At 70.9% G+C, this 18,560-nt stretch carries 20 protein-coding genes and 1 pseudogene; 11 read left to right on the forward strand and 10 right to left on the reverse strand.

Annotated elements, in window-relative coordinates:
* The first annotated feature begins 99 nt into the window (after positions 1-99).
* The 4 genes from JG616_RS08410 (at position 100) to JG616_RS08425 (ending at position 2,571) form a co-directional block, all read left to right on the forward strand.
* Entirely contained in the window at positions 100-711 is a 612-nt protein-coding gene (locus JG616_RS08410) for a mechanosensitive ion channel family protein (protein WP_199392310.1), read from the forward strand.
* 121 nt (positions 712-832) lie between these two features.
* Positions 833-1,387 (forward strand): NADPH-dependent FMN reductase, encoded by a 555-nt coding sequence (locus JG616_RS08415; RefSeq protein ID WP_199392311.1) that lies wholly within the window; start codon positions 833-835, stop codon positions 1,385-1,387.
* Positions 1,388-1,439: 52 nt separating this feature from the next.
* Positions 1,440-2,012, forward strand: a complete 573-nt coding sequence (locus tag JG616_RS08420; protein ID WP_199361847.1) for a peroxiredoxin — start codon at positions 1,440-1,442, stop codon at positions 2,010-2,012.
* A gap of 355 nt (positions 2,013-2,367) precedes the next feature.
* Positions 2,368-2,571, forward strand: a complete 204-nt coding sequence (locus JG616_RS08425; protein ID WP_343225009.1) for a hypothetical protein — start codon at positions 2,368-2,370, stop codon at positions 2,569-2,571.
* A gap of 67 nt (positions 2,572-2,638) precedes the next feature.
* Here the strand turns inward: JG616_RS08425 and sstT are convergent, their stop codons facing one another.
* A complete protein-coding gene (sstT, locus tag JG616_RS08430; protein ID WP_199392312.1) occupies positions 2,639-3,922 on the reverse strand; it encodes a serine/threonine transporter SstT in 1,284 nt (427 codons plus the stop codon).
* A 122-nt stretch (positions 3,923-4,044) separates the two neighbouring features.
* Here sstT and JG616_RS08435 point away from each other — a divergent pair, with 122 nt between their 5' ends.
* The 4 genes and pseudogenes from JG616_RS08435 (at position 4,045) to JG616_RS08450 (ending at position 5,987) form a co-directional block, all read left to right on the forward strand.
* Positions 4,045-4,323, forward strand: a complete 279-nt coding sequence (locus JG616_RS08435) for a DUF6522 family protein (RefSeq protein WP_199361845.1) — start codon at positions 4,045-4,047, stop codon at positions 4,321-4,323.
* 84 nt (positions 4,324-4,407) lie between these two features.
* On the forward strand, positions 4,408-5,091 hold the full coding sequence (gene azu, locus JG616_RS08440; protein WP_199392313.1) for an azurin: 684 nt from the start codon (positions 4,408-4,410) through the stop codon (positions 5,089-5,091).
* A 170-nt stretch (positions 5,092-5,261) separates the two neighbouring features.
* Positions 5,262-5,606, forward strand: a pseudogene (locus tag JG616_RS08445) (DUF1428 domain-containing protein); the annotation flags it as partial.
* 12 nt (positions 5,607-5,618) lie between these two features.
* Complete coding sequence (locus JG616_RS08450; RefSeq protein ID WP_199392506.1) at positions 5,619-5,987, forward strand: DUF1428 domain-containing protein; 369 nt, start codon at positions 5,619-5,621, stop codon at positions 5,985-5,987.
* 1 nt (position 5,988) lies between these two features.
* On the opposite strand, the gene JG616_RS08455 is transcribed toward JG616_RS08450, so the two are convergent.
* The 5 genes from JG616_RS08455 to JG616_RS08475 form a co-directional block, all read right to left on the reverse strand.
* On the reverse strand, positions 5,989-7,128 hold the full coding sequence (locus tag JG616_RS08455; protein ID WP_199361843.1) for an AI-2E family transporter: 1,140 nt from the start codon (positions 7,126-7,128) through the stop codon (positions 5,989-5,991).
* A 91-nt stretch (positions 7,129-7,219) separates the two neighbouring features.
* Positions 7,220-7,750, reverse strand: a complete 531-nt coding sequence (locus tag JG616_RS08460) for a cytochrome b (RefSeq protein ID WP_199361842.1) — start codon at positions 7,748-7,750, stop codon at positions 7,220-7,222.
* A gap of 75 nt (positions 7,751-7,825) precedes the next feature.
* The gene (locus tag JG616_RS08465; protein ID WP_199361841.1) at positions 7,826-8,773 is read right to left on the reverse strand and encodes an aldo/keto reductase; all 948 of its coding nucleotides are present in this window, start codon (positions 8,771-8,773) and stop codon (positions 7,826-7,828) included.
* 12 nt (positions 8,774-8,785) lie between these two features.
* Positions 8,786-9,580 carry an SDR family oxidoreductase gene (locus JG616_RS08470; protein WP_199392314.1) on the reverse strand — a complete coding sequence of 265 codons (795 nt, stop codon included), beginning with the start codon at positions 9,578-9,580 and terminating at the stop codon, positions 8,786-8,788.
* 30 nt (positions 9,581-9,610) lie between these two features.
* Entirely contained in the window at positions 9,611-10,402 is a 792-nt protein-coding gene (locus JG616_RS08475) for a class III extradiol ring-cleavage dioxygenase (RefSeq protein ID WP_234446472.1), read from the reverse strand.
* 169 nt (positions 10,403-10,571) lie between these two features.
* Between JG616_RS08475 and JG616_RS08480 the strand changes: the two genes are divergently transcribed.
* Positions 10,572-11,471: a LysR family transcriptional regulator gene (locus tag JG616_RS08480; protein ID WP_199392315.1), complete on the forward strand. Its 900-nt coding sequence runs from the start codon at positions 10,572-10,574 to the stop codon at positions 11,469-11,471.
* A 3-nt stretch (positions 11,472-11,474) separates the two neighbouring features.
* Here JG616_RS08480 and JG616_RS08485 read toward each other — a convergent pair whose 3' ends face one another.
* Entirely contained in the window at positions 11,475-12,005 is a 531-nt protein-coding gene (locus tag JG616_RS08485) for a hypothetical protein (RefSeq protein ID WP_199392316.1), read from the reverse strand.
* A 123-nt stretch (positions 12,006-12,128) separates the two neighbouring features.
* The gene (locus tag JG616_RS08490) at positions 12,129-12,365 is read right to left on the reverse strand and encodes a hypothetical protein (RefSeq protein WP_199361837.1); all 237 of its coding nucleotides are present in this window, start codon (positions 12,363-12,365) and stop codon (positions 12,129-12,131) included.
* Between the two features lie 139 nt (positions 12,366-12,504).
* On the opposite strand from JG616_RS08490, the gene yghX reads away from it, so the two are divergent.
* Complete coding sequence (gene yghX, locus JG616_RS08495) at positions 12,505-13,392, forward strand: YghX family hydrolase (protein ID WP_199392317.1); 888 nt, start codon at positions 12,505-12,507, stop codon at positions 13,390-13,392.
* Positions 13,393-13,423: 31 nt separating this feature from the next.
* Here yghX and JG616_RS08500 read toward each other — a convergent pair whose 3' ends face one another.
* Positions 13,424-14,011: a hypothetical protein gene (locus JG616_RS08500; protein ID WP_199361835.1), complete on the reverse strand. Its 588-nt coding sequence runs from the start codon at positions 14,009-14,011 to the stop codon at positions 13,424-13,426.
* A complete protein-coding gene (locus JG616_RS08505; RefSeq protein ID WP_199392318.1) occupies positions 14,004-15,287 on the reverse strand; it encodes an acyltransferase family protein in 1,284 nt (427 codons plus the stop codon). Before JG616_RS08505 ends, JG616_RS08500 begins: the two co-directional genes overlap by 8 nt.
* Before the next feature lie 194 nt (positions 15,288-15,481).
* Here JG616_RS08505 and fdnG point away from each other — a divergent pair, with 194 nt between their 5' ends.
* Positions 15,482-18,550: a formate dehydrogenase-N subunit alpha gene (gene fdnG / locus JG616_RS08510; RefSeq protein WP_199392319.1), complete on the forward strand. Its 3,069-nt coding sequence runs from the start codon at positions 15,482-15,484 to the stop codon at positions 18,548-18,550.
* Positions 18,551-18,560: the final 10 nt, after the last annotated feature.

An 18,560-nucleotide genomic window follows, 5' to 3' on the forward strand; every position in this document is an offset into this window, starting at 1 on the left:
GGCCTCGCGGTGCCACGCGTGACCGTGGTCATGGTGGCCAGCGCCCTGGCCCGATCTGAGAGAATCCGCATCTTTCGCGCGTCGCGACACAGGAGCCGCATGGGGCAGCAGTTGCCGGTCTGGATGCAGGAGTGGCTGGGCGTGATCGTGCCCCTGGGCCAGGTCCTGCTGATCGTCCTCGTCGCGTGGCTGCTGCGGGTGATCGCGCGGCGCCTCGGCGATCGGCTCTGGGCCCGCTACGACGCACCGCCCGAACTCGTGGTCGGCTCGCGGCGCGTCATCACCTTCCTCATCTCCGCCGCGGCGCTGCTGCTGGTGCTGCAGCGGCTGGGCGTGTCCGGAACCGTGCTGTGGACCGCCTTCACCGGCTTCGCCGCGGTGGCCGCGGTGGCGTTCTTCGCCGCGTGGAGCGTGCTGTCCAACATCTTCTGCACGATGCTGATCCTGGCCACGCGGCCGTTCCGGCTGCACGACCACATCGAGATCCTCGAGGGCGGCGACAAGCCCGGCCTCGGCGGCCGGGTCACCGACATCAACCTGGTCTACACCACGCTGCAGGAGGTGGACGACGCCGGCGAGCCGCGCGGCAGCGTGCTGCGCGTGCCCAACAGCCTGTTCTTTCAGCGCAGCGTGCGGCGCTGGCGCAGCGCCGAGGACCGCAGGCGCGCGCTCAGGGCCGCCAAGGGGCCCGAGTCCGGCCTCGGCGTCTGAGGCCAGGGCCCGGCCGTTGCGCGCCGGCGCGCAACGGACCGTTGCGCCCGGCACCCGCGCTGCGGACCGCCCGCGCCCCCATCCTGTGGACATCGCATCCACGCATCCACAGGACTCCGCCATGGGCCAGTACCGCCTCGCCATCGTCGTCGGCAGCAATCGCCGCGACTCCATCAACCGCAAGCTTGCCGAAGCCCTGGCGCGCCTGCTGCCCGACGCCTTCGATGTCAGCTGGCCGCGCATCGACGACCTGCCGATGTACAACCTGGACCTCGAAGGCCAACGCCCGGCCGAGGTCGAGCGCTTCACCGCTGAAATCGCCGCCGCCGACGCGGTGGCCGTGGTCATGCCCGAGCACAACCGCTCGCTGCCGGCCGTGCTGAAGAACGCCATCGACTGGGGTTCCAGGCCGATGGACGCGAATGTCTGGCGCGGCAAGCCGGCTTCGATCACCGGCACCACCCCGGGCGCGATCGGCACCGCCGTGGGCCAGCAGCACCTGCGGCAGATCCTCGGCATCCTCGGCGCGGTGGTCCAGGGCGGCGAGGCCTACATCCAGTTCAAGCCCGACCTCGTCGGCGCCGATGGCGAATTCACCGATGCCGGCACGCGTGCCTTCATGCAGGCGCACGTGGACGGGTTCGTGGACCTGGTCCGGCGCCTGCTGCCGCGCTGAGCGGGGCGGGAGCCGGACGGGGCTAGAATCGGCCGACCCCCTGGAGTCCGTCATGAACGCCATCAAGCGCAGCTTTGTCCTCGCCGCCCTCGCCCTCGCCTCCGCCTGCTCGTTCCAGGCCCGCGCGACGCTGCAGCCGGGCGATCCCGCACCGGACTTCAGCGCGCCGGCCTGGCTTGCCGGCGAGGCGTTCGAATACTCGCTGGCCAAGGCCCTGCGTGACGGACCGGTGGTGCTTTACTTCTTCCCCGCCGCCAACACGCCGGGCTGCAACATCGAGGCCGCGCTGTTCTCGCAGGCGGTCGACGACTTCCAGGCCCGCGGGGTCTCGGTGATCGGCGTGACCGCCGGCAACACGGGGCAGCTGCGCGAGTTCTCGGCCGACAAGGCCACCTGCGCCGGCAAGTTCCCGGTGGCCGCCGACGCCGGCGCCAGGATCGCCGCCAGCTATGCCGCCACGCTGGAGCGCAAGCCGGAGATGGCGAGCCGCACGTCCTACCTGATCGGCCAGGATGGCCGCGTCCTGGCGGTGCATTCGGACCTGAACCCGGCGCAGCACGTGAAGCGCATGCTCGAGGCCATTCCCGGCCGCGCGGATCGCCAGTCCAGCGCCGCGCGTGACTGAGGCGCCTTCACGCGACGGTACGCCGTTTGCCACGCCGTGCAGCTCTCGTCAAGAGCATGCGAACAATTTGTTAATGCGCGATTGGTACAATGGGCCCAGGACGCGCGTGCCCTCGGGCCACCCGCCGCGTCCCGGTCCGGCAGTACGACATCCCGCGGCGCGCAGCGCCAACCTCCCCGGGACGCAATCGTCCCCACTGCCCGTGCCCGCCCTCCGCAGGGCCGCCCGCCGCCGCGTGCGCGCGACGCGGCCACCCACGACAGGAGTCGAGATGTCCCGCAGCAGCACCAAGAAAACCGCCACCCCCGCCACCGCCGCCGCCCCGGCCGCCGCACGGCCGCGCGCCTCCGCGCCGCTGCGCCGGAGCAGCTCCGCCGCCGCCAGCGCCGCGCATCTCACCAGCCAGCGCATCGCCGCCGACGTGGCCGCGTTCAAGAAGTCGGGCGGCCGCATCGAGGTGCTCGGCAACACGCCGCTGCGCCCGTACACCTCCCGCAGCACCACGCGCAAGGCCACCAAGGTTGCACCCAAGGCCGCCAAGGGCGGCGCCAAGGGCTGATCCCCGGGGAGACGGCGCGCCTGGCGCGCCGTCTCCACGCTGGCGACCGCCCCGGTCGACCGGCCCCTCAGGACGTCGGCTCGACGCCTGCCGGGCCACGCGCGCGCGCCGCGCCCCCGGCTCCCGCGTCCACCTCCTGTTCGACATCACGTCCCGACGTCACGCCGCAGGCCGCGGCGATGAAGACCACGTCGGTCGACGAGTTGAGCGCGGTTTCCGCCGAATCCTGCACCACCCCGACGATGAAGCCGATCGCCACCACCTGCATGGCGATGTCGTCGCTGATTCCGAACAGCCCGCAGGCCAGCGGGATCAGCAGCAGCGACCCGCCCGGCACGCCCGACGCGCCGCAGGCGCCGATCGCCGCGACCACGCTGAGAAGCAGCGCGGTGGGCAGGTCGACCGGAATGCCCAGGGTGTGCACCGCCGCCAGCGACAGCACCGAAATCGTGATCGCCGCGCCCGCCATGTTGACCGTGGCACCAAGCGGCACCGCGACCGAACAGGTCTCCCTGTGCAGCCCCAGCTTGCCGCAGAGCTCCATGTTGACCGGGATGTTGGCCGCCGAGGACCGGGTGAAGAACGCGGTGATACCGCTCTCGCGCAGGCAGCGCAGTACCAGCGGATAGGGATTGCGCCGGGTCACCGCGAACACGATCAGCGGATTGCCGACCAGCGCGACGAACAGCATCGCGCCGAGCAGCACCGCCAACAGGTGCGCGTAGTCCCACAGCGCCGACAGGCCGGTCTCGGCCAGGATCGACGCCACGATGCCGAACACGCCCAGCGGTGCCAGCCGGATCACCAGCCGGACCACGCGCGTGATCGCCTCCGACAGGTCCGACAGAACCTGGCGCGTCCCCTCGCCCGCCTGCCGCAGCGCCAGGCCCAGGGCGATGCCCCAGGCCAGCAGCCCGATGTAGTTCGCCTTCACCAGCGCGTTGAGCGGATTGTCGAACACCTGCAGCACGAGGGTGCGCAGCACCTCGCCGATGCCGCCGGGCGCGCTCAGCGCGGTCTCGGCGGGGATCGTCAGCGCGAGCGTGGTCGGGAACATGAAGCTCGCCGCCACTCCCACCAGGGAGGCCATCACCGTCCCGACCAGGTACAGCGCGAGGATCGGCCGCATGCGCGTGTCCTGGCCTTGGCGATGGTTGGCGATCGAGGCCGCGACCAGCACCAGGACCAGCACCGGGGCCACCGCCTTCAGCGCCGAGACGAACATCGTGCCGAGCAGTCCGACCGCGGCGCCCGCGGCGGGCGAGACCATGGCCAGGACAATGCCGGCCAGCAGGCCGATGACGATCTGGGTCACCAGGCTGGGTCGGCGCAGGAAGGACGGGAGGGGCATGGGCGGATCCGGAATGCGGCAGCCGGCCATGATAGGGCGTCCGGCGCCGGCCTGATCCAGGTCAATGCCGCGTCCGCCACGACCGGCGACCGTATGCAGGTGCCAACGCAATGGAGGACGCCATGGGCCAGCCCATCCCGCTCGAACTCGCCGACCGCGCAGGCCCCGACGACATCGAAGTCGACGGCGCTCTCGTGGCCAGCGGGCTCGGGCTCGACGTGGAGGACTTCCGCGCGCTCATGGCCGCGGGCAAGGTCAGCGTCCTGTGCGAGCGCGGGACCGGCGAGGACGCCGGCCTCTACCGCGCCAGCTTCTACCACCAGGGCCGGCGCGTCCGCCTGGTGGTGGACGCGCAGGGCCGCACGGTCGGGCCGCCTGCGCCTCCTGCGCCCGGAATGTAAGCGCGTCGCCCACGCGCCCTTCACATGCGTGTCAGCATGCGGCGGGCCATCATCCCCCTGTTTTCCAACCCCCACGAGGACTTCATGAAATTCCATGCATCCCTGATCGCCGCCGCCTGCGCGCTCGCCCTGTCCGCCTGCGGCGGCGAGTCGCAGCAGCCCGTCGATACCGCGGCCCCCGCGCCGGCGCCGGCCACGCCCGCGGACACCGCGCCGGTCGACACCGCGCCGGTCGACGGCGCGCCCGTCGACGGCACGACGACCCCCGCGACCGGCACCGCCCCGGGCGCGACGGACCCGACCGCCGCGGGCGGAACCGCTGGCGCCGGAACGGACGCCGCAACCGCCGCAGGGGCGGCAGCGGGTGGCGAAGCCGTGGTCACCGGCTGCAGCGTCGCGATCGAAGGCAACGACATGATGAAGTTCAACGTGTCGTCGATCACCGTGCCGTCGAGCTGCAGCGAGTTCACCATCAACCTGACCCACGTCGGCCGCCTGCCCGAGGCCGCGATGGGCCACAACGTGGTGGTCACCGCGGCGTCGAACATGGCCAGCGTCGCTGCCGACGGCATCAGCGCGGGCGCCTCGGCCGGTTACGTCAAGGCCGGCGACGACCGCGTGGTCGCCGCGACCGAGATGATCGGCGGCGGCGAAAGCACGTCGGTGACCTTCGACGTGTCCAAGCTCAAGGACGGCGGCCCCTACCAGTTCTTCTGCAGCTTCCCCGGCCACGCGGCGCTCATGAAGGGCAGCATCAGCGTCGGCTGAGGCCACCGCGGAACCGCCTGACGCCCGCGCCGGCCCGTCCGGCGCGGGCGTCTGCGTTCCGGGCCCGGCGGGATGGCGACGGATAACGCGCGTAAAACATCCCGGGGACTACTGTCTGGCCTCGCGGAACGGCATCCCGCCGGCCGCCGATCGCCTGCTGGAGGTTCCGCATGTCCTACTACACCGGTCTGGTCGCCGCCGTTCCCACGGCCCGCAAGCAGGAGTACATCGACCACGCCGCGGCGGCGTGGCCGGTGTTCGCGGCGCACGGCGCCACCCGCATGGTCGAGACCTGGGGCGTCAACGTCCCGCACGGCCACACCACCGACTTCCACCGCTCGGTCGAGGCCGGCGACGACGAGACGGTGGTGTTCTCCTGGATCGCCTGGCCCGACCGGGACACCTGCGATGCCGCGTGGCAGAAGATGGAGACCGACGAGGCCATGGCCGCACTGCCCGCCATGCCCTTCGACGGCAGCCGCATGATCTACGGCGGCTTCTCGCCGGTTCTTGAAGCGGGCGAGCCGATGGGCTCGGCCTACTACCAGGGCTTCGTCCTGGCGGTGCCCGCCGCGAACAAGGAGGCCTATGCCGCCATGACGCACACGGGCTGGGAGATCTTCGGCCAGCGCGGCGCGCTCGGCGTGGTCGAGGCCTGGGGCGAGGACGTCCTGCGCGGCAAGCGCACCGATTTCTTTCGCGCGACCAAGGCCGTCGAGGGCGAGGTGCCGGCGTTCAGCTGGATCGCCTGGCCAGACCGCGCCACCTGCGACCAGGCCGAACAGGCCATGCAGGACGACCCGGCGATGCAGGACATGCCCGAGATGCCGTTCGACGGCCGGCGCATGATGTGGGCCGGCTTCGAGCCGATCTTCGACTCCGCCACGGCGTCCTGACTCAGGCGGTGCCTTCGGGCGCCGTGTGCACCACGACAGCGGCGCCGGCGGCGGGAACCTCCGGGCCTGCGCTGGCGTCGCTGGCCGCTTCGACCGCGTCCGCCGGCGCCGTGAACAGGTCCCAGGCCGAAATGAACAACGCGGCGATCAGCGGGCCGATCACGAAGCCGTTGAGCCCGAACAGCGCCATGCCGCCCAGCGTGGACACCAGCACCACGTAGTCCGGCATGCGCGTGTCCTTGCCGACCAGGATGGGGCGCAGGATGTTGTCGACCAGCCCGATCACGAACACGCCGTAGCCGATCAGCACCAGGCCCTGCACGACCGAGCCGGTCGCGAGGAAATAGATCGCCACCGGGCCCCAGACCAGGAAGGTGCCCAGCGCCGGCAGCAGCGACAGGAAGGCCATCACCACCGACCACAGCACCACGCCCTGCACGCCGAGGATCCAGAAGATCAGGCCACCGAGCGCGCCCTGCACCAGGGCCACGACGATGTTGCCCTTGACCGTGGCGCGGATGACGGTGGTGAACTTGCCGATCAGGGCGCGCTTGTGCGCCTCGTTGAGCGGGATCGCGCGGTGGATGCGCGCGGCCAGCATCGCGCCGTCGCGGAACAGGAAGAACAGCAGGTAGAGCATCATCGCGAAGGCGATGAAGAACTGCACCGTGCCCTGGCCCAGGTTGAGCGCCTGGGTCGCGACGAACTGGCTGAGGCTGGCGGCACCGTCGGCCAGCTTGTCCTGCAGCTCGGCGACGGTACCCAGGCCCAGGCGATCCAGCAGGTTGCTCGCCCAGTCGGGCAGCACGCGCATGACCTGCTGGAAGTAGTGCGCGAACCCGATGTCGCCTTCGCGCGCGCGCTGGAAGATCGACGTCGCCTCCTGCACCAGCGACACCGCGATCAGGCTGACCGGCAGGATCGCGATCACCAGGCAGACGCCCAGGGCCGCCAGCGCCGCCAGGTTGCGCCGCCCCGGCATCCGCTGCAGCAGCCAGCGGTGCAGCGGCGCGAACAGCAGCGCCAGGATCACCGCCCAGAACACCGCGCCGTAGAACGGCAGCAGGATCCAGCCGAACGCCAGCGTCACCGCCAGCAACAGGAAGAGGAAGACCTTGCGCTGCAGTTCGATGGTGTGCATTGCGATGGCATTGGCGGCGGAAGCCGGAGTTTGACAGGCTTCCGCCGCCGCGACAGCTTCCCGGCCCGGGCGTCCCGTCAGGGCATGCGGGTCAGAGCATGCGCCGCAGCACGCCATCCTTCCTGATGAAATGGTGCACCAGGGCCATGCCGGCGTGCCCGAGCACCATGGCGACCAGCAGCCACGCCAGGGGCGAGTGCAGCGCGCCGCCGACGTTCGCCAGCCACGGAATTTCCGCGCCCTTGGCCACCAGCTCCATGCCGAACACGGTCAGCCCGTAGCCATTGCCGAGCATGATCGCGAGGCCGGTCAGGGGCATCAGCAGCAGCGCCACGTACAGCGCCACGTGTCCGGCCTTCGCCAGCAGGCCCAGCGCGCGCGGCGGCGGCGCGGGCGGGCGGTTCCCCTGGTTGCGCAGCGCCCAGACGATGCGTGGAACCACCAGCAGCAGCACCAGCACGCCGATGGAGATGTGCCAGGGCACCAGCGTCTGGCCGACCCAGTGTTCGCCGTCGTCGATGCGGTCGAAGAGCTTCAGCGCCTGCCAGATGACCAGCAGGGCCACCGTCCAGTGGAAGAAACGGGAGACGGTTCCATAGCGTTCCCTGGTGTCACGGCTCATCGAAGGCTCCCTGGCGGTCGGCGGACGTCGTGGCTGGAGGATGCATCGGCAGCCGACGATCGTCGACCCCGCGGCTCATGAGGCAGGACGGCTCGCGGCGTCGAGTGCCTCGTGCGCGGACGCCGGCAGCACCAGGTCGGCCGCGGCCATGATGTCCTCGAGCTGGTCCAGGCGGGTGGCGCTGGCGATCGGCGTCACGCGCGGCTGCGCCATGAGCCAGGCGAGCGCGACCTGCGCCGGGGTTGCCGAGACGGCGTCGGCGACACCGCGCAGCGCGTCCAGCAGGGCCAGCCCGCGCGCGTCGAAGTAGCCGCCGAGGAATCCCGCGCGGGCACTGCCCGCCAGGTCCTCCACGCGGCGGTACTTGCCGGTCAGGAAGCCGCTCGCCAGCGAGAAATAGCTCACCACGCCCAGCGCGTGCGCGTCGGCCACCGCGGCCAGCGCCGACTCGTAGCCCGCGCGGTCGTACAGGTTGTAGCCCGGCTGCAGCACCTCGTAGCGCGCCAGCCCCTGGTCTTCCGACACCGCGAGCGCCTCGCGCAGCCGCGGCGCGTCGTAGTTCGACGCGCCCACCGTGCGCACCTTGCCCGCGTCCACCAGCCTGGAAAACGCGGCGAGGGTTTCCTGCAGCGGCACGCTGGCGTCATCCGCGTGCGCGAAGTAGACGTCAAGATGGTCGGTGCGCAGGCGACGCAGCGAATCCTCCACCGCGGCCTCGATATTGGCCGCCGACAGGCCGGTGCGCGGCGCCCACTTCCCGACCTTGGTCATCAGCACGACCCGGTCGCGGCGGCCGCGCGCCGCCAGCCAGCGCCCGATCACGGTCTCGGACTCGCCGCCTGACAGGCCGGGGGCCCAGGCGGAGTAGACGTCGGCGGTGTCGATGGCGTTGAAGCCGCGCTCGACGAAACGATCGAGCAGCGCGAACGACGTCGCCTCGTCGGCGGTCCAGCCGAAGACGTTGCCACCCAGCACCAGCGGTGCGACGTCGGGGCCGCTGCGGCCCAGTTTGCGGGTCTTCATGCGATCGACTCCTCAGGCGATGGTTTCCACGGTGCCGCCATCGACGCGCAACGCGGAGCCGGTGGTGGCGCTGGCCTGCGATGATGCGGCGTAGACGCTGAGGTTGGCGACCTCTTCGGGGGTGGCGAAGCGCCCGAGCAGGTTCGAGGGCCGGTTTTCGGCCAGGAACAGGGCCTCCATCTCCGACGGCGACACGCCGCGCTCGGCGGCAAGCCCGGCCATCATGTCCACCGCGCCGTCGGTGCGGGTGGGGCCCGGCAGGATGGTGTTGACCGTGACGCCGGTACCAGCCAGCGCCTTGGCCAGGCCGCGCGAGAGGCCCTGCAGGGCCGCCTTGCTGACGCCGTAGTGCACCATCCCGGTCGGGATGTTGAGCGCCGATTCGCTGGACACGAACTGGATCCGACCCCAACCGCGCTCGCGCATGCCCCGCGCGTAATGCCTGGCCAGGCGCACGCCGCTCATCACGTTGACCTGCCAGTACTCGTCCCACAGCGCGTCGTCGATGTCGAAGAACCCGCGCGCGCCATAGATGCCGAGGTTGTTGACCAGAATGTCCGCGTCCGGACGCTCGGCAACGAGGGCGCCACAGCCGTCGGCGGTGCCGAGGTCGGCGACCACGCCGCTGGCATCGGTGCCGCCGGCGGCCTCGCGCAGCGTCGCCAGCGCGGCATCCACGCGCGCCTGGCCGCGGCCCACGACGGTGACGGTGGCGCCGGCCTGCGCCAGTCCGGTGGCGATGGCCAGGCCGATGCCACCGGTGGAGCCGGTGACGATCGCGCGCTTGCCGGAAAGATCGATCTTCATGGGGAATCTCCTGTTGGGGTCCGGCGTGGTTCAGCCGAAACGGAATGCGGACAAGGTGGTCTTCATGACCTCCTCGGAATAGACCTTGCGGCCCGGCGAACCCGCGCCTGCGCCGGCGGCGACGAGCAGCGGAAGCAGGTGCTCCTCGCCGCCCGGCGGATGGCAGGCGCGGGCGTCGGGCGCAGCGGCCCAGTCGCGCAGCAACGACTCGCGCAGCGGCGCGTCACTCTCCACCGCCGCGGTCAGCCACGCATCGAAGCGCGCCGACACCGGGGTATAGCGCGGATCACCGTAGCCGCGCATGTTGTGGAAGCTCATGCCGCTGCCGACGATCAGCACGCCTTCATCGCGCAGTCCGGCGAGGGCACGGCCGGCGGCAATGTGCGCGGCGACATCCAGGTCGCCGCGCAGCGAGAGCTGCACCACCGGCACGTCGGCCTTCGGGAACATCAGCTTCAGCGGGATGAAGACGCCATGGTCGAAGCCGCGCGAGGGATCAACGCCCGCCGGCTGCCCGGCCTCCCCCAGCAACCCGGCGATCCGCGCCGCAAGCGACGGTTCGCCGGGCGCCGGGTAGGACAGCTCGTAGGTGTGCGCCGGGAAACCGCTGTAGTCGTAGATGAGGCCGGGGCGCGCCTGGCCGGTGGCGGCGAAGGCCGGCTCCAGCCAGTGCCCGGACACCAGCGCGATCGCGCGCGGTGGCTCCGGCAGGGTGGCGGCAACGCCCTTGAGGAAGCCGGCCATCCGGTCCCAGGTGTCGGCCGGATTCCAGTCCATGAAGAAGCAGGGCCCGGCGCCGTGCGGGACGAAGAAGACGGGCATCCGGGCGGGGCCCGGGGCGGTGGAATCCGTGGCGGAGGCTGTGGAGTTTGCGGTGGTCATATTCATGGCGACCAGTGTCGGCCTTACCGATTCTGATTGGAATCGGCCAATCCTGGCCAACAGTTCGCACTCTTAGTGTTAGATTGGCGGCATGGACCGGATCACCAGCATGCGCGTCTTCGTCCGCGCGGCCACCGATGGCAGCCTGTCGGCCGCGGCCCGGCACCTCGGCATGTCGCCGGCCATGGCCACCAAGCATGTGAATGCCCTGGAGGCCCGCCTCGGCGTGAAGCTGCTCCATCGCAGCACCCGGCGGCTCGCGCTGACCGAGGCCGGCAGCGACTATCTCGAGGCCTGCCTGCGGATCCTGCCCGACATCGACGAGGCGGAAGCCGCCACCGCCTCCCAGCGGGTCAAGGCCAGCGGCCTGCTGCGCATGAACGTGCCGCTGTCATTCGGCCAGGCCTTCGTGGCGCCGCTCATCCCGGAGTTCTGCCACCGCTTTCCGGAGGTCACGGTGGAGCTGGGGCTGAGCGACGCCGAGCTCGACCTCCTCGCGGGCGGCTGGGACCTGGGGGTGCGGATCGGGCGCCTGGCCGACAGCCCCCTGCAGGCGCGCCGGCTGGGTGACAGCCCGATGCGCGTCTGCGCCTCGCCGCACTACCTCGATACCCGCGGCGTGCCCCGCCGGGTGGCGGAACTGGTGCAGCACAACTGCCTGGGCTACACCCTGTCGGCCACGCAGGGCCGCGGAACCTGGGCCTTCGGCATCGATGGCGACATCCGCGTGCCTGCCAGCGGCAACCTGCTGGCGAACAACGGCGACGCGCTGCTGGCCGCGGCGGTGCGCGGCCAGGGGATCATCTACCAGCCCGGTTTCATCGTCGACGCGGCGCTCGCGCGCGGCGAACTGGTGGCGCTGGAGCTGGATCGGCCGACCGTGGCGCTCGGCGGCATCCACGTGCTCTACCCGCCCGACCGCCGCCCACCGGCCAAGGTGCGGGTGATGATCGACTACCTGGCCGATGCCTTCGCGGATGGACGTCCCGGGATTCCCACGCCGCGCTGAGCCTCAGAGCGTTGCCGTGACCTCGCCGCCGCGGCCCGCCAGGAGATCCTTCGCGCGCTGCTGCTCGTCGCGCGACAGCGCATGCACGACGACCGTGGTGCGGCGCGCTTCCATCGCCTCGTGCGTGGCGTGCACGTAGCGGTCGTGGTCGGGACGGATCGACACCAGGCCACCGAGGAGCAGTCCGCCAATGGTGGCGAAGAAGACCGTGGCCAGGCCTGCCGCAACCGGCGAGCGGGTCACGAACGGCAGCCCGGCCCACATCATGATGCCGAACGCGATCGCGCCCAGGATTGCGCCGAGGATGCCCAGCTTCACGTGCGCCACCAGGATGGTGCGCCAGATGCCCTTGCCCTCGGGCTCGAGCTTGATGTTGGCATCGGGCTCGTCGGGCGCGATCACCTTGACCTGCTGCGGCTGCAGGCCGGCCTCGGACAGCAGCGCGGAAGCCGCGTCGCGCGCCGCCGCGGCGCTGTCGAACACCGCGGCGAGCTTGCTGTTGGAGACCTCTCCGGTCAGCGGGTTGTCGGACATGACCCGGCTCCTGATGGACTGCGGCGATGATGGCAACCGCACCGTCCCGCCGGCGTGAGCGGCTGCGCCGCCAGCGTGAGCCACTCCCGCGTCGTGGTCAGCGCCGCTGAAGCAGGCGCGTCCTCAGCTGCAGCCGCCGCAGCAGGTGCTGCCACCGCTGACATGCAGTTCCTGCACGACCGGGGTGACGCCAAAGCCGGCCCGGCGCAGCGCCTCGGTCACCTCCGCGGTGCCCGCGCGGGTGACGATGTCGAGCCGGCCGCTGTCGGCGTCGAGCGCGACCTGGGCCGCGGGGTCCAGCGGGCGCAGCGCCGCGGCGAGGGTGGCGGCGTCCGGCCGGCCGTTGATGTCGAACTGCATGGGGATCTCCGGGTCATGGCGCCGGCATGCCCGGCGTCGCCATGGTCGGCGGCGCGTCCCGCCCGCGTCCTTGATGCGGATCAAGCGTCCGCCAGTCCTGCGCTATCGTGGGCATGACCACGGCACCCAGGAGTCCCGCATGCCCCGCCTGACCGCGAAGGATTTCTCCCCCGAGCTGCTCGAGCTCTACGACGGCTACGTGCACGGGCGGATCACCCGCCGCCAGTTCCTCGACCGCGCCAGCCTGCTGGCGGTCGGCGGCATGACGGCCGTCGGCATCCTGGCCGCGCTGAGCCCGAACTACGCGCTCGCCCAGCAGGTGCAATTCACCGACCCGGAGATCCGCGCGGAGTACATCAGCTATCCCTCGCCGCGTGGCCACGGCGAGGTGCGCGGCTACCTGGTCCTGCCGGCCGCCGCGCAGGGCCCGGTGCCCGGCGTCGTGGTGGTGCACGAGAACCGCGGCCTCAATCCCTATATCGAGGACGTCGCGCGGCGCGTGGCCAAGGCGGGCTTCGCGGCGCTGGCGCCCGACGGCCTGAGTCCGGTCGGCGGCTATCCCGGCAACGACGAGCGCGGCCGCGAGCTGCAGCGCGAGGTCGATCCGGAAAAACTCATGAACGACTTCTTCGCCGCCATCGAGTTCCTGCTCGCCGATCCGCGTACCACCCACAAGGTCGGCATCACCGGCTTCTGCTACGGCGGCGGCGTCTCGCACGCGGCGGCGGTGGCCTACCCCGAGCTGGCCGCGGCCGTGCCCTTCTACGGCCGCCAGGCCAGGCCGGAGGACGTGCCGCGCATCAAGGCGCCGCTGCTGATCCACTTCGCCGAGACCGACGACAACGTCAACGCGACCTGGCCGGCCTACGAGGCGGCGCTGAAGGCCGCCGGCACGGACTACGAGGCGCACGTCTATCCCGGCACCCAGCACGGCTTCCACAACGACTCGACCCCGCGCTACGACGAGGCCGCGGCGAAGTTGGCGTGGGAACGCAGCATCGCCTGGTTCCGCCGCCACCTTGCGTGACGTGGGGTGGCGCGGAGCGCGAGTGCGGTCCCTAGGCGCGGGTGGTGACCTGGAAGGCGACGCCCGCCGCCAGTCCTAGCCCCGCGCCAGAAAGCAGCTCGGCGGCCACATGACGGCCGAGCACCCACCGCGACCATGCCACCGCCAGCATCGCGGCGAGTAGCAGGCCCGATGCCAGGGCGTGGGGCCAGGCGATGCCGGCAGCGAATGCGGCAAACGCGACATGCAGCGAACTCTTCAGCCGCCCGTGCAGGAGACGGCCCCCGAGCACGATCGCGCCCGGCAGGGCGACCGCGACCACCACGTCGCGATGCGCGCCGGCGGCCGCGAGCGCGAGCGCGAGCCCGAAGAACAGCCATGACGCGAAGCGGTTGAACTCGGCGCGTTCGTGCCGCTGCGAAGCATCGATGTGCGCCCAGCGCCCCGAGCGTGCCTTGGCAACGCTGTAAAGCATCACCGCGCCTGCTGCGAGCGCGACGCTGGCCAGCACCTGGCGTTGCAGCCCGGAGGGAGCGCCGGCCCCTGTCGCCACGGCCGACGCCACCGCCATCAACGGCACGGGATGGCACAGGATCGAAATCCCCCGGGCCAGTCGCTGGCGATGGACGGACTCAGCCATTGCCGCGCCTCCGGAGCTGCCGGGACGCGAGCGCCACGCACGCCAGCCCGACGACGGCGCCCGGCCAGACGCCCCAGACCAGCGCCGATGCCAGGCCGAGGTACAGCGCAAGTCCGCCGGCGAGCGTCTCCCACAGGTCCTCCACCGCGGGCACCTGACGCGTGCGTCGCAGTTCGAAGCGGACCACGAGCGCAACCAGCGGAGCCACCACCAGCAGGCACAGCCCGATCCAGCCCAGCCGGCCGACCCAGAAGCCCGGCTCGCCGGGACTTCCGGCATCGATCGGCAGGCCCAGGCGCTCGCCCAGCCATGCGGCCGGAAGCTCGGCCAGCTTGTGCCAGAGGTACAGCGGCATGCCGAGTGCGCCCAGCACTGCAATCAGACGCCCCAGTGCCCGCCTGGCCAGCAGCCGGCGCGCCAGCGGTTCGAAGGCGAGCACCGCGCCGGCCTGCAGCCACATGACGCCGACCAGGGCCAGCGTCGGCGGCAGCATGTTGTTGCCCGCCAGCGCCACGCCCACCATCGCCACTGGATAGCCGCTGGCCATCGCCAACGCGAGCCACGCCGCGCCCAGCAGCAGCAGGCCCACGCCTGCGCGCACGCCGCCGAAGCGCCCGCGCTTCCACGCGATGCCCAGCTGCTGCGGCACCAGCCAGACCAGCAGCATGTTGATCCAGGCGATGCCGGCCGCGCTGTCGGCAACGCCGCGGCCCAGCCAGCGCAGCGCCTGCGGCGTCCAGGCCTGCGCGCGCACCACGTCGAGCACCGCCGCCACGGCCACCAGGCCAAGCACGGCGCGCAGGCCAAAGCGCGCGTCCAGGCGCAGGCACCAGGGCAGCAGCGCCTGCACCGTCAGCAGCATCAGCAGGAACCAGAGGTGGATCGTCAGCGACTGGTTGAAGACGGCCAGCAGGCGCCCGCCGGTGAACAGCGACAACGCGGCCAGCAGCACCAGCGCCGCCATGTAGGTGACGGTCGGCCGCGCCAGCCCGAGCGCGCGCGCCGCCCACCACTGCGCCTGCCGTCCGTCCCGCAGCCGCCGCTCCACGCTGCCCGCGCTCACCGCCGCCGACACGAAGACGAACAGCGGCACCACCTGCACCAGCCAGGTCAACACGCCGGCCGCGTCCCAGATGCCGAGCAGGTGGTCGGTCTCGACCAGCCGGCCGTCGACCAGCCGCGGCAGCGTCGCGACCCAGTGCCCCAGCACCACCACCAGCAGCGCGCAGGCGCGCAGTGCATCGGGATAGGGATCGCGATCGGGTGACTGGGCCATGGCGTCGCGCGCAGAGGATTCGCCGCATCTTAATGGGCGGCGCCGGACGCGGCCCACCGCATTGTCGCGATCCTGCACGCGTTTACCCGGCCTGCGGCGCGGACTATGCTGGGCCGTGCCTGCCTGCATCACGAGGGCACACCACGGCGGCCGGAAACACGGCCGACCCGCCACCACCACGCGAGGATCGCTTCATGGTCAGCATGAATCGACGGCAGTTCCTCAAGGTCTCGGGCACCGGCCTGGCAGGCTCCAGCCTGGCGCTGCTCGGCGCCAGTCCTGCGCCGGCCATGGCCGAAGTCCGCCAGTTCAAGCTGGCGCGCATGACCGAGACCCGGAACACCTGTCCCTACTGTTCGGTTGCCTGCGGCCTGCTCCTCTACGGGCTGGGTGACGGCGCCAAGAATTCCGCGGCCGCCATCGTCCATATCGAGGGCGATCCGGACCATCCGGTGAACCGCGGCACGCTGTGTCCGAAGGGCGCCGGGCTGATCGACTTCATCCACAGCCCCAACCGGCTGAAGCAGCCCGAATACCGGGCGCCCGGCTCGGACACGTGGCAGCCGATCAGCTGGAACGACGCGCTTGACCGCATCGCGCGCCTGATGAAGGACGATCGCGACGCGAACTTCGTCGCGCAGACGCCCGAAGGCCGCACGGTCAACCGCTGGCTCACCACCGGCATGCTGGCGGCCTCGGCCACCAGCAACGAGACCGCCTACATCACCCACAAGGTCGCGCGCAGCCTCGGCCTTCTCGCATTCGACAACCAGGCCCGCGTTTGACACGGCCCGACGGTGGCAGGTCTTGCCCCGACGTTTGGCCGTGGAGCGATGACGAACCATTGGGTCGACATCAAGAACGCGGACGTGATCCTGATCATGGGCGGCAATGCAGCCGAGGCCCATCCCTGCGGGTTCAAGTGGGTCACTGAAGCCAAGGCACACAACGCCGCCAAGCTGATCGTGGTCGATCCGCGCTTCAACCGCTCGGCATCGGTCGCGGACTACTACGCCCCGATCCGCACCGGCACGGACATCGTGTTCCTGGGCGCGGCCATCAGCAACCTGCTCGAGACTGACCGGATCCACCACGAGTACGTCCGCAACTACACGGACATGTCCTTCGTCGTGCGCGAGGACTTCGCCTTCGACGGCGGCATCTACTCGGGCTATGACGCCGACCGCCGGCGCTACGACAAGGCGACCTGGGACTACGAGCGCGGCGACGACGGCTACGTCGTCACCGATCCCACGCTGCAGCACCCGCGCTGCGTCTACCAGCTGCTGAGGAAGCACTACGCGCGCTACACGCCGGAGATGGTCGAGCGGGTCTGCGGGACCACGCAGGAGCAGTTCCACACGGTCCTGGACATGCTTGCGTCGACCGCCCGCCCCGACCGCGTGGCGACGATCCTCTACGCGCTGGGCTGGACCCAGCACTCGATCGGCTCGCAGATCATCCGCACCGGCGCGATGCTGCAACTGCTGCTGGGCAACATCGGCGCGGCCGGCGGCGGCATGAACGCGCTGCGCGGCCATTCCAACATCCAGGGACTCACCGACCTCGGGCTGATGTCGAACCTGCTGCCGGGCTACATGACCCTGCCCAACGAGCACGAGCAGGACTACGGCACCTATATCGCCTCGCGCACGCTGAAACCCCTGCGCGAGAACCAGCTCAGCTACTGGCAGCACTACGCCAAGTTCCACGTCAGCCTGATGAAGACCTGGTGGGGCGACGCGGCGACGGCGGAGAACGACTGGGCCTTCGACTACCTGCCCAAGCTCGACAAGCCCTACGACATGCTCCAGACCTACGAGCTGATGGACCAGGGCAAGGTCAACGGCTACATCTGCCAGGGCTTCAACCCGCTGGCGGCGGCGCCGAACAAGGCCAAGATGGTCTCGGCGCTGTCGAAGCTGAAGTTCATGGTGATCATGGACCCGCTGGTGACCGACACCTCGGAGTTCTGGAAGAACCACGGCAAGCACCACGACGTCGATTCCTCGGCGATCCAGACCGAGGTCTTCCGCCTGCCGACCACCTGCTTCGCGGAAGAGGAAGGCGCGCTGGTGAATTCCGGCCGGTGGCTGCAGTGGCACTGGAAGGGCGCCGAGCCGCCAGGCACCGCCAAGCCCGACATCGAGATCATGGCCGGGCTGCACCTGCGCATCCGCGAGCTGTACAACACCGAGGGCGGCGCGTTCCCGGATCCGATCGTCAACCTGGCCTGGAACTACGCCCAGCCCGCGCACCCCAGCGCCACCGAGCTGGCGATGGAGTACAACGGCCGCGCGCTCCAGGACCTGGCCGACCCGCGCGACCCGACCCGCATCACCCGCCGCAAGGGCGAGCAGGTGTCCGGCTTCGGCGAGCTGCGCGACGACGGCAGCACCGCCAGCGGCTGCTGGATCTATGCCGGCTGCTGGACCCAGGACGGCAACATGATGGCGCGGCGCGACAACAGCGATCCGACCGGCATCGGCCAGACCCTCAAGTGGGCCTGGGCCTGGCCGGCCAACCGCCGCATCCTGTACAACCGCGCCTCCGCCGACTCCTCGGGCAGGCCCTTCGATCCGACCCGCGCCCTCGTGGCCTGGAACGGAACCGCCTGGGTCGGCTCCGACGTGCCGGACTTCAAGGCCGACGAGGATCCCGCCGGCGGCATGGGGCCCTTCATCATGAATCCCGAGGGCGTGGCGCGCTTCTTCGCCCGCGACGGGATGGCCGAGGGCCCGTTCCCCGAGCACTACGAGCCGTTCGAGACCCCGCTCGGCTACAACCCGCTGAACCCGGACACCCCCGGCGCCACCAGCAACCCGGCTGCACGCGTGTTCGAGAGCGACCTCGCGACCATGGGCACGGTAAAGGACTTCCCCTTCGTCGGCACCACCTACCGCCTGACCGAGCACTTCCACTACTGGACCAAGCACGTCCCGCTCAACGCGATCCTGCAGCCCGAGCAGTTCGTCGAGATCGGCGAAGGGCTGGCGCACCAGATCGGCGTGGCCAACGGCGAGCGCGTGCGCGTCTCGTCCATGCGCGGCCACATCGAGGCGGTGGCCGTGGTCACCAAGCGCATCCGCGCGCTCAAGGTCGACGGCAAGACCGTGCACCATGTCGGCATCCCGATCCACTGGGGCTTCACCGGGGTCGCCAAGCCCGGCTACCTGGCCAACACCCTCACGCCCTCGGTGGGCGACGGCAACTCGCAGACACCCGAGTTCAAGTCGTTCCTCGTGAACGTGGAAAAGGCATAGGAGCGCGGCG

Origin of the sequence: Luteimonas sp. MC1895 (assembly GCF_016457215.1) — a bacterium.
In the GTDB taxonomy this organism is placed as follows: Bacteria; Pseudomonadota; Gammaproteobacteria; order Xanthomonadales; family Xanthomonadaceae; genus Luteimonas.

What these genes read in the sequence shown, in the direction of transcription:
- JG616_RS08410 (WP_199392310.1), top strand. Translation starts at nt 100, where the DNA reads ATGGGGCAGCAGTTGCCGGTCTGGATGCAGGAGTGGCTGGGCGTGATC.
- JG616_RS08415 (WP_199392311.1), top strand. Translation starts at nt 833, where the DNA reads ATGGGCCAGTACCGCCTCGCCATCGTCGTCGGCAGCAATCGCCGCGAC.
- JG616_RS08420 (WP_199361847.1), top strand. Translation starts at nt 1,440, where the DNA reads ATGAACGCCATCAAGCGCAGCTTTGTCCTCGCCGCCCTCGCCCTCGCC.
- sstT (WP_199392312.1), bottom strand. Translation starts at nt 3,922, where the DNA reads ATGCCCCTCCCGTCCTTCCTGCGCCGACCCAGCCTGGTGACCCAGATC.
- JG616_RS08435 (WP_199361845.1), top strand. Translation starts at nt 4,045, where the DNA reads ATGGGCCAGCCCATCCCGCTCGAACTCGCCGACCGCGCAGGCCCCGAC.
- azu (WP_199392313.1), top strand. Translation starts at nt 4,408, where the DNA reads ATGAAATTCCATGCATCCCTGATCGCCGCCGCCTGCGCGCTCGCCCTG.
- JG616_RS08450 (WP_199392506.1), top strand. Translation starts at nt 5,619, where the DNA reads ATGGGCTCGGCCTACTACCAGGGCTTCGTCCTGGCGGTGCCCGCCGCG.
- JG616_RS08455 (WP_199361843.1), bottom strand. Translation starts at nt 7,128, where the DNA reads ATGCACACCATCGAACTGCAGCGCAAGGTCTTCCTCTTCCTGTTGCTG.
- JG616_RS08460 (WP_199361842.1), bottom strand. Translation starts at nt 7,750, where the DNA reads ATGAGCCGTGACACCAGGGAACGCTATGGAACCGTCTCCCGTTTCTTC.
- JG616_RS08465 (WP_199361841.1), bottom strand. Translation starts at nt 8,773, where the DNA reads ATGAAGACCCGCAAACTGGGCCGCAGCGGCCCCGACGTCGCACCGCTG.
- JG616_RS08470 (WP_199392314.1), bottom strand. Translation starts at nt 9,580, where the DNA reads ATGAAGATCGATCTTTCCGGCAAGCGCGCGATCGTCACCGGCTCCACC.
- JG616_RS08475 (WP_234446472.1), bottom strand. Translation starts at nt 10,402, where the DNA reads ATGCCCGTCTTCTTCGTCCCGCACGGCGCCGGGCCCTGCTTCTTCATG.
- JG616_RS08480 (WP_199392315.1), top strand. Translation starts at nt 10,572, where the DNA reads ATGCGCGTCTTCGTCCGCGCGGCCACCGATGGCAGCCTGTCGGCCGCG.
- JG616_RS08485 (WP_199392316.1), bottom strand. Translation starts at nt 12,005, where the DNA reads ATGTCCGACAACCCGCTGACCGGAGAGGTCTCCAACAGCAAGCTCGCC.
- JG616_RS08490 (WP_199361837.1), bottom strand. Translation starts at nt 12,365, where the DNA reads ATGCAGTTCGACATCAACGGCCGGCCGGACGCCGCCACCCTCGCCGCG.
- yghX (WP_199392317.1), top strand. Translation starts at nt 12,505, where the DNA reads ATGCCCCGCCTGACCGCGAAGGATTTCTCCCCCGAGCTGCTCGAGCTC.
- JG616_RS08500 (WP_199361835.1), bottom strand. Translation starts at nt 14,011, where the DNA reads ATGGCTGAGTCCGTCCATCGCCAGCGACTGGCCCGGGGGATTTCGATC.
- JG616_RS08505 (WP_199392318.1), bottom strand. Translation starts at nt 15,287, where the DNA reads ATGGCCCAGTCACCCGATCGCGATCCCTATCCCGATGCACTGCGCGCC.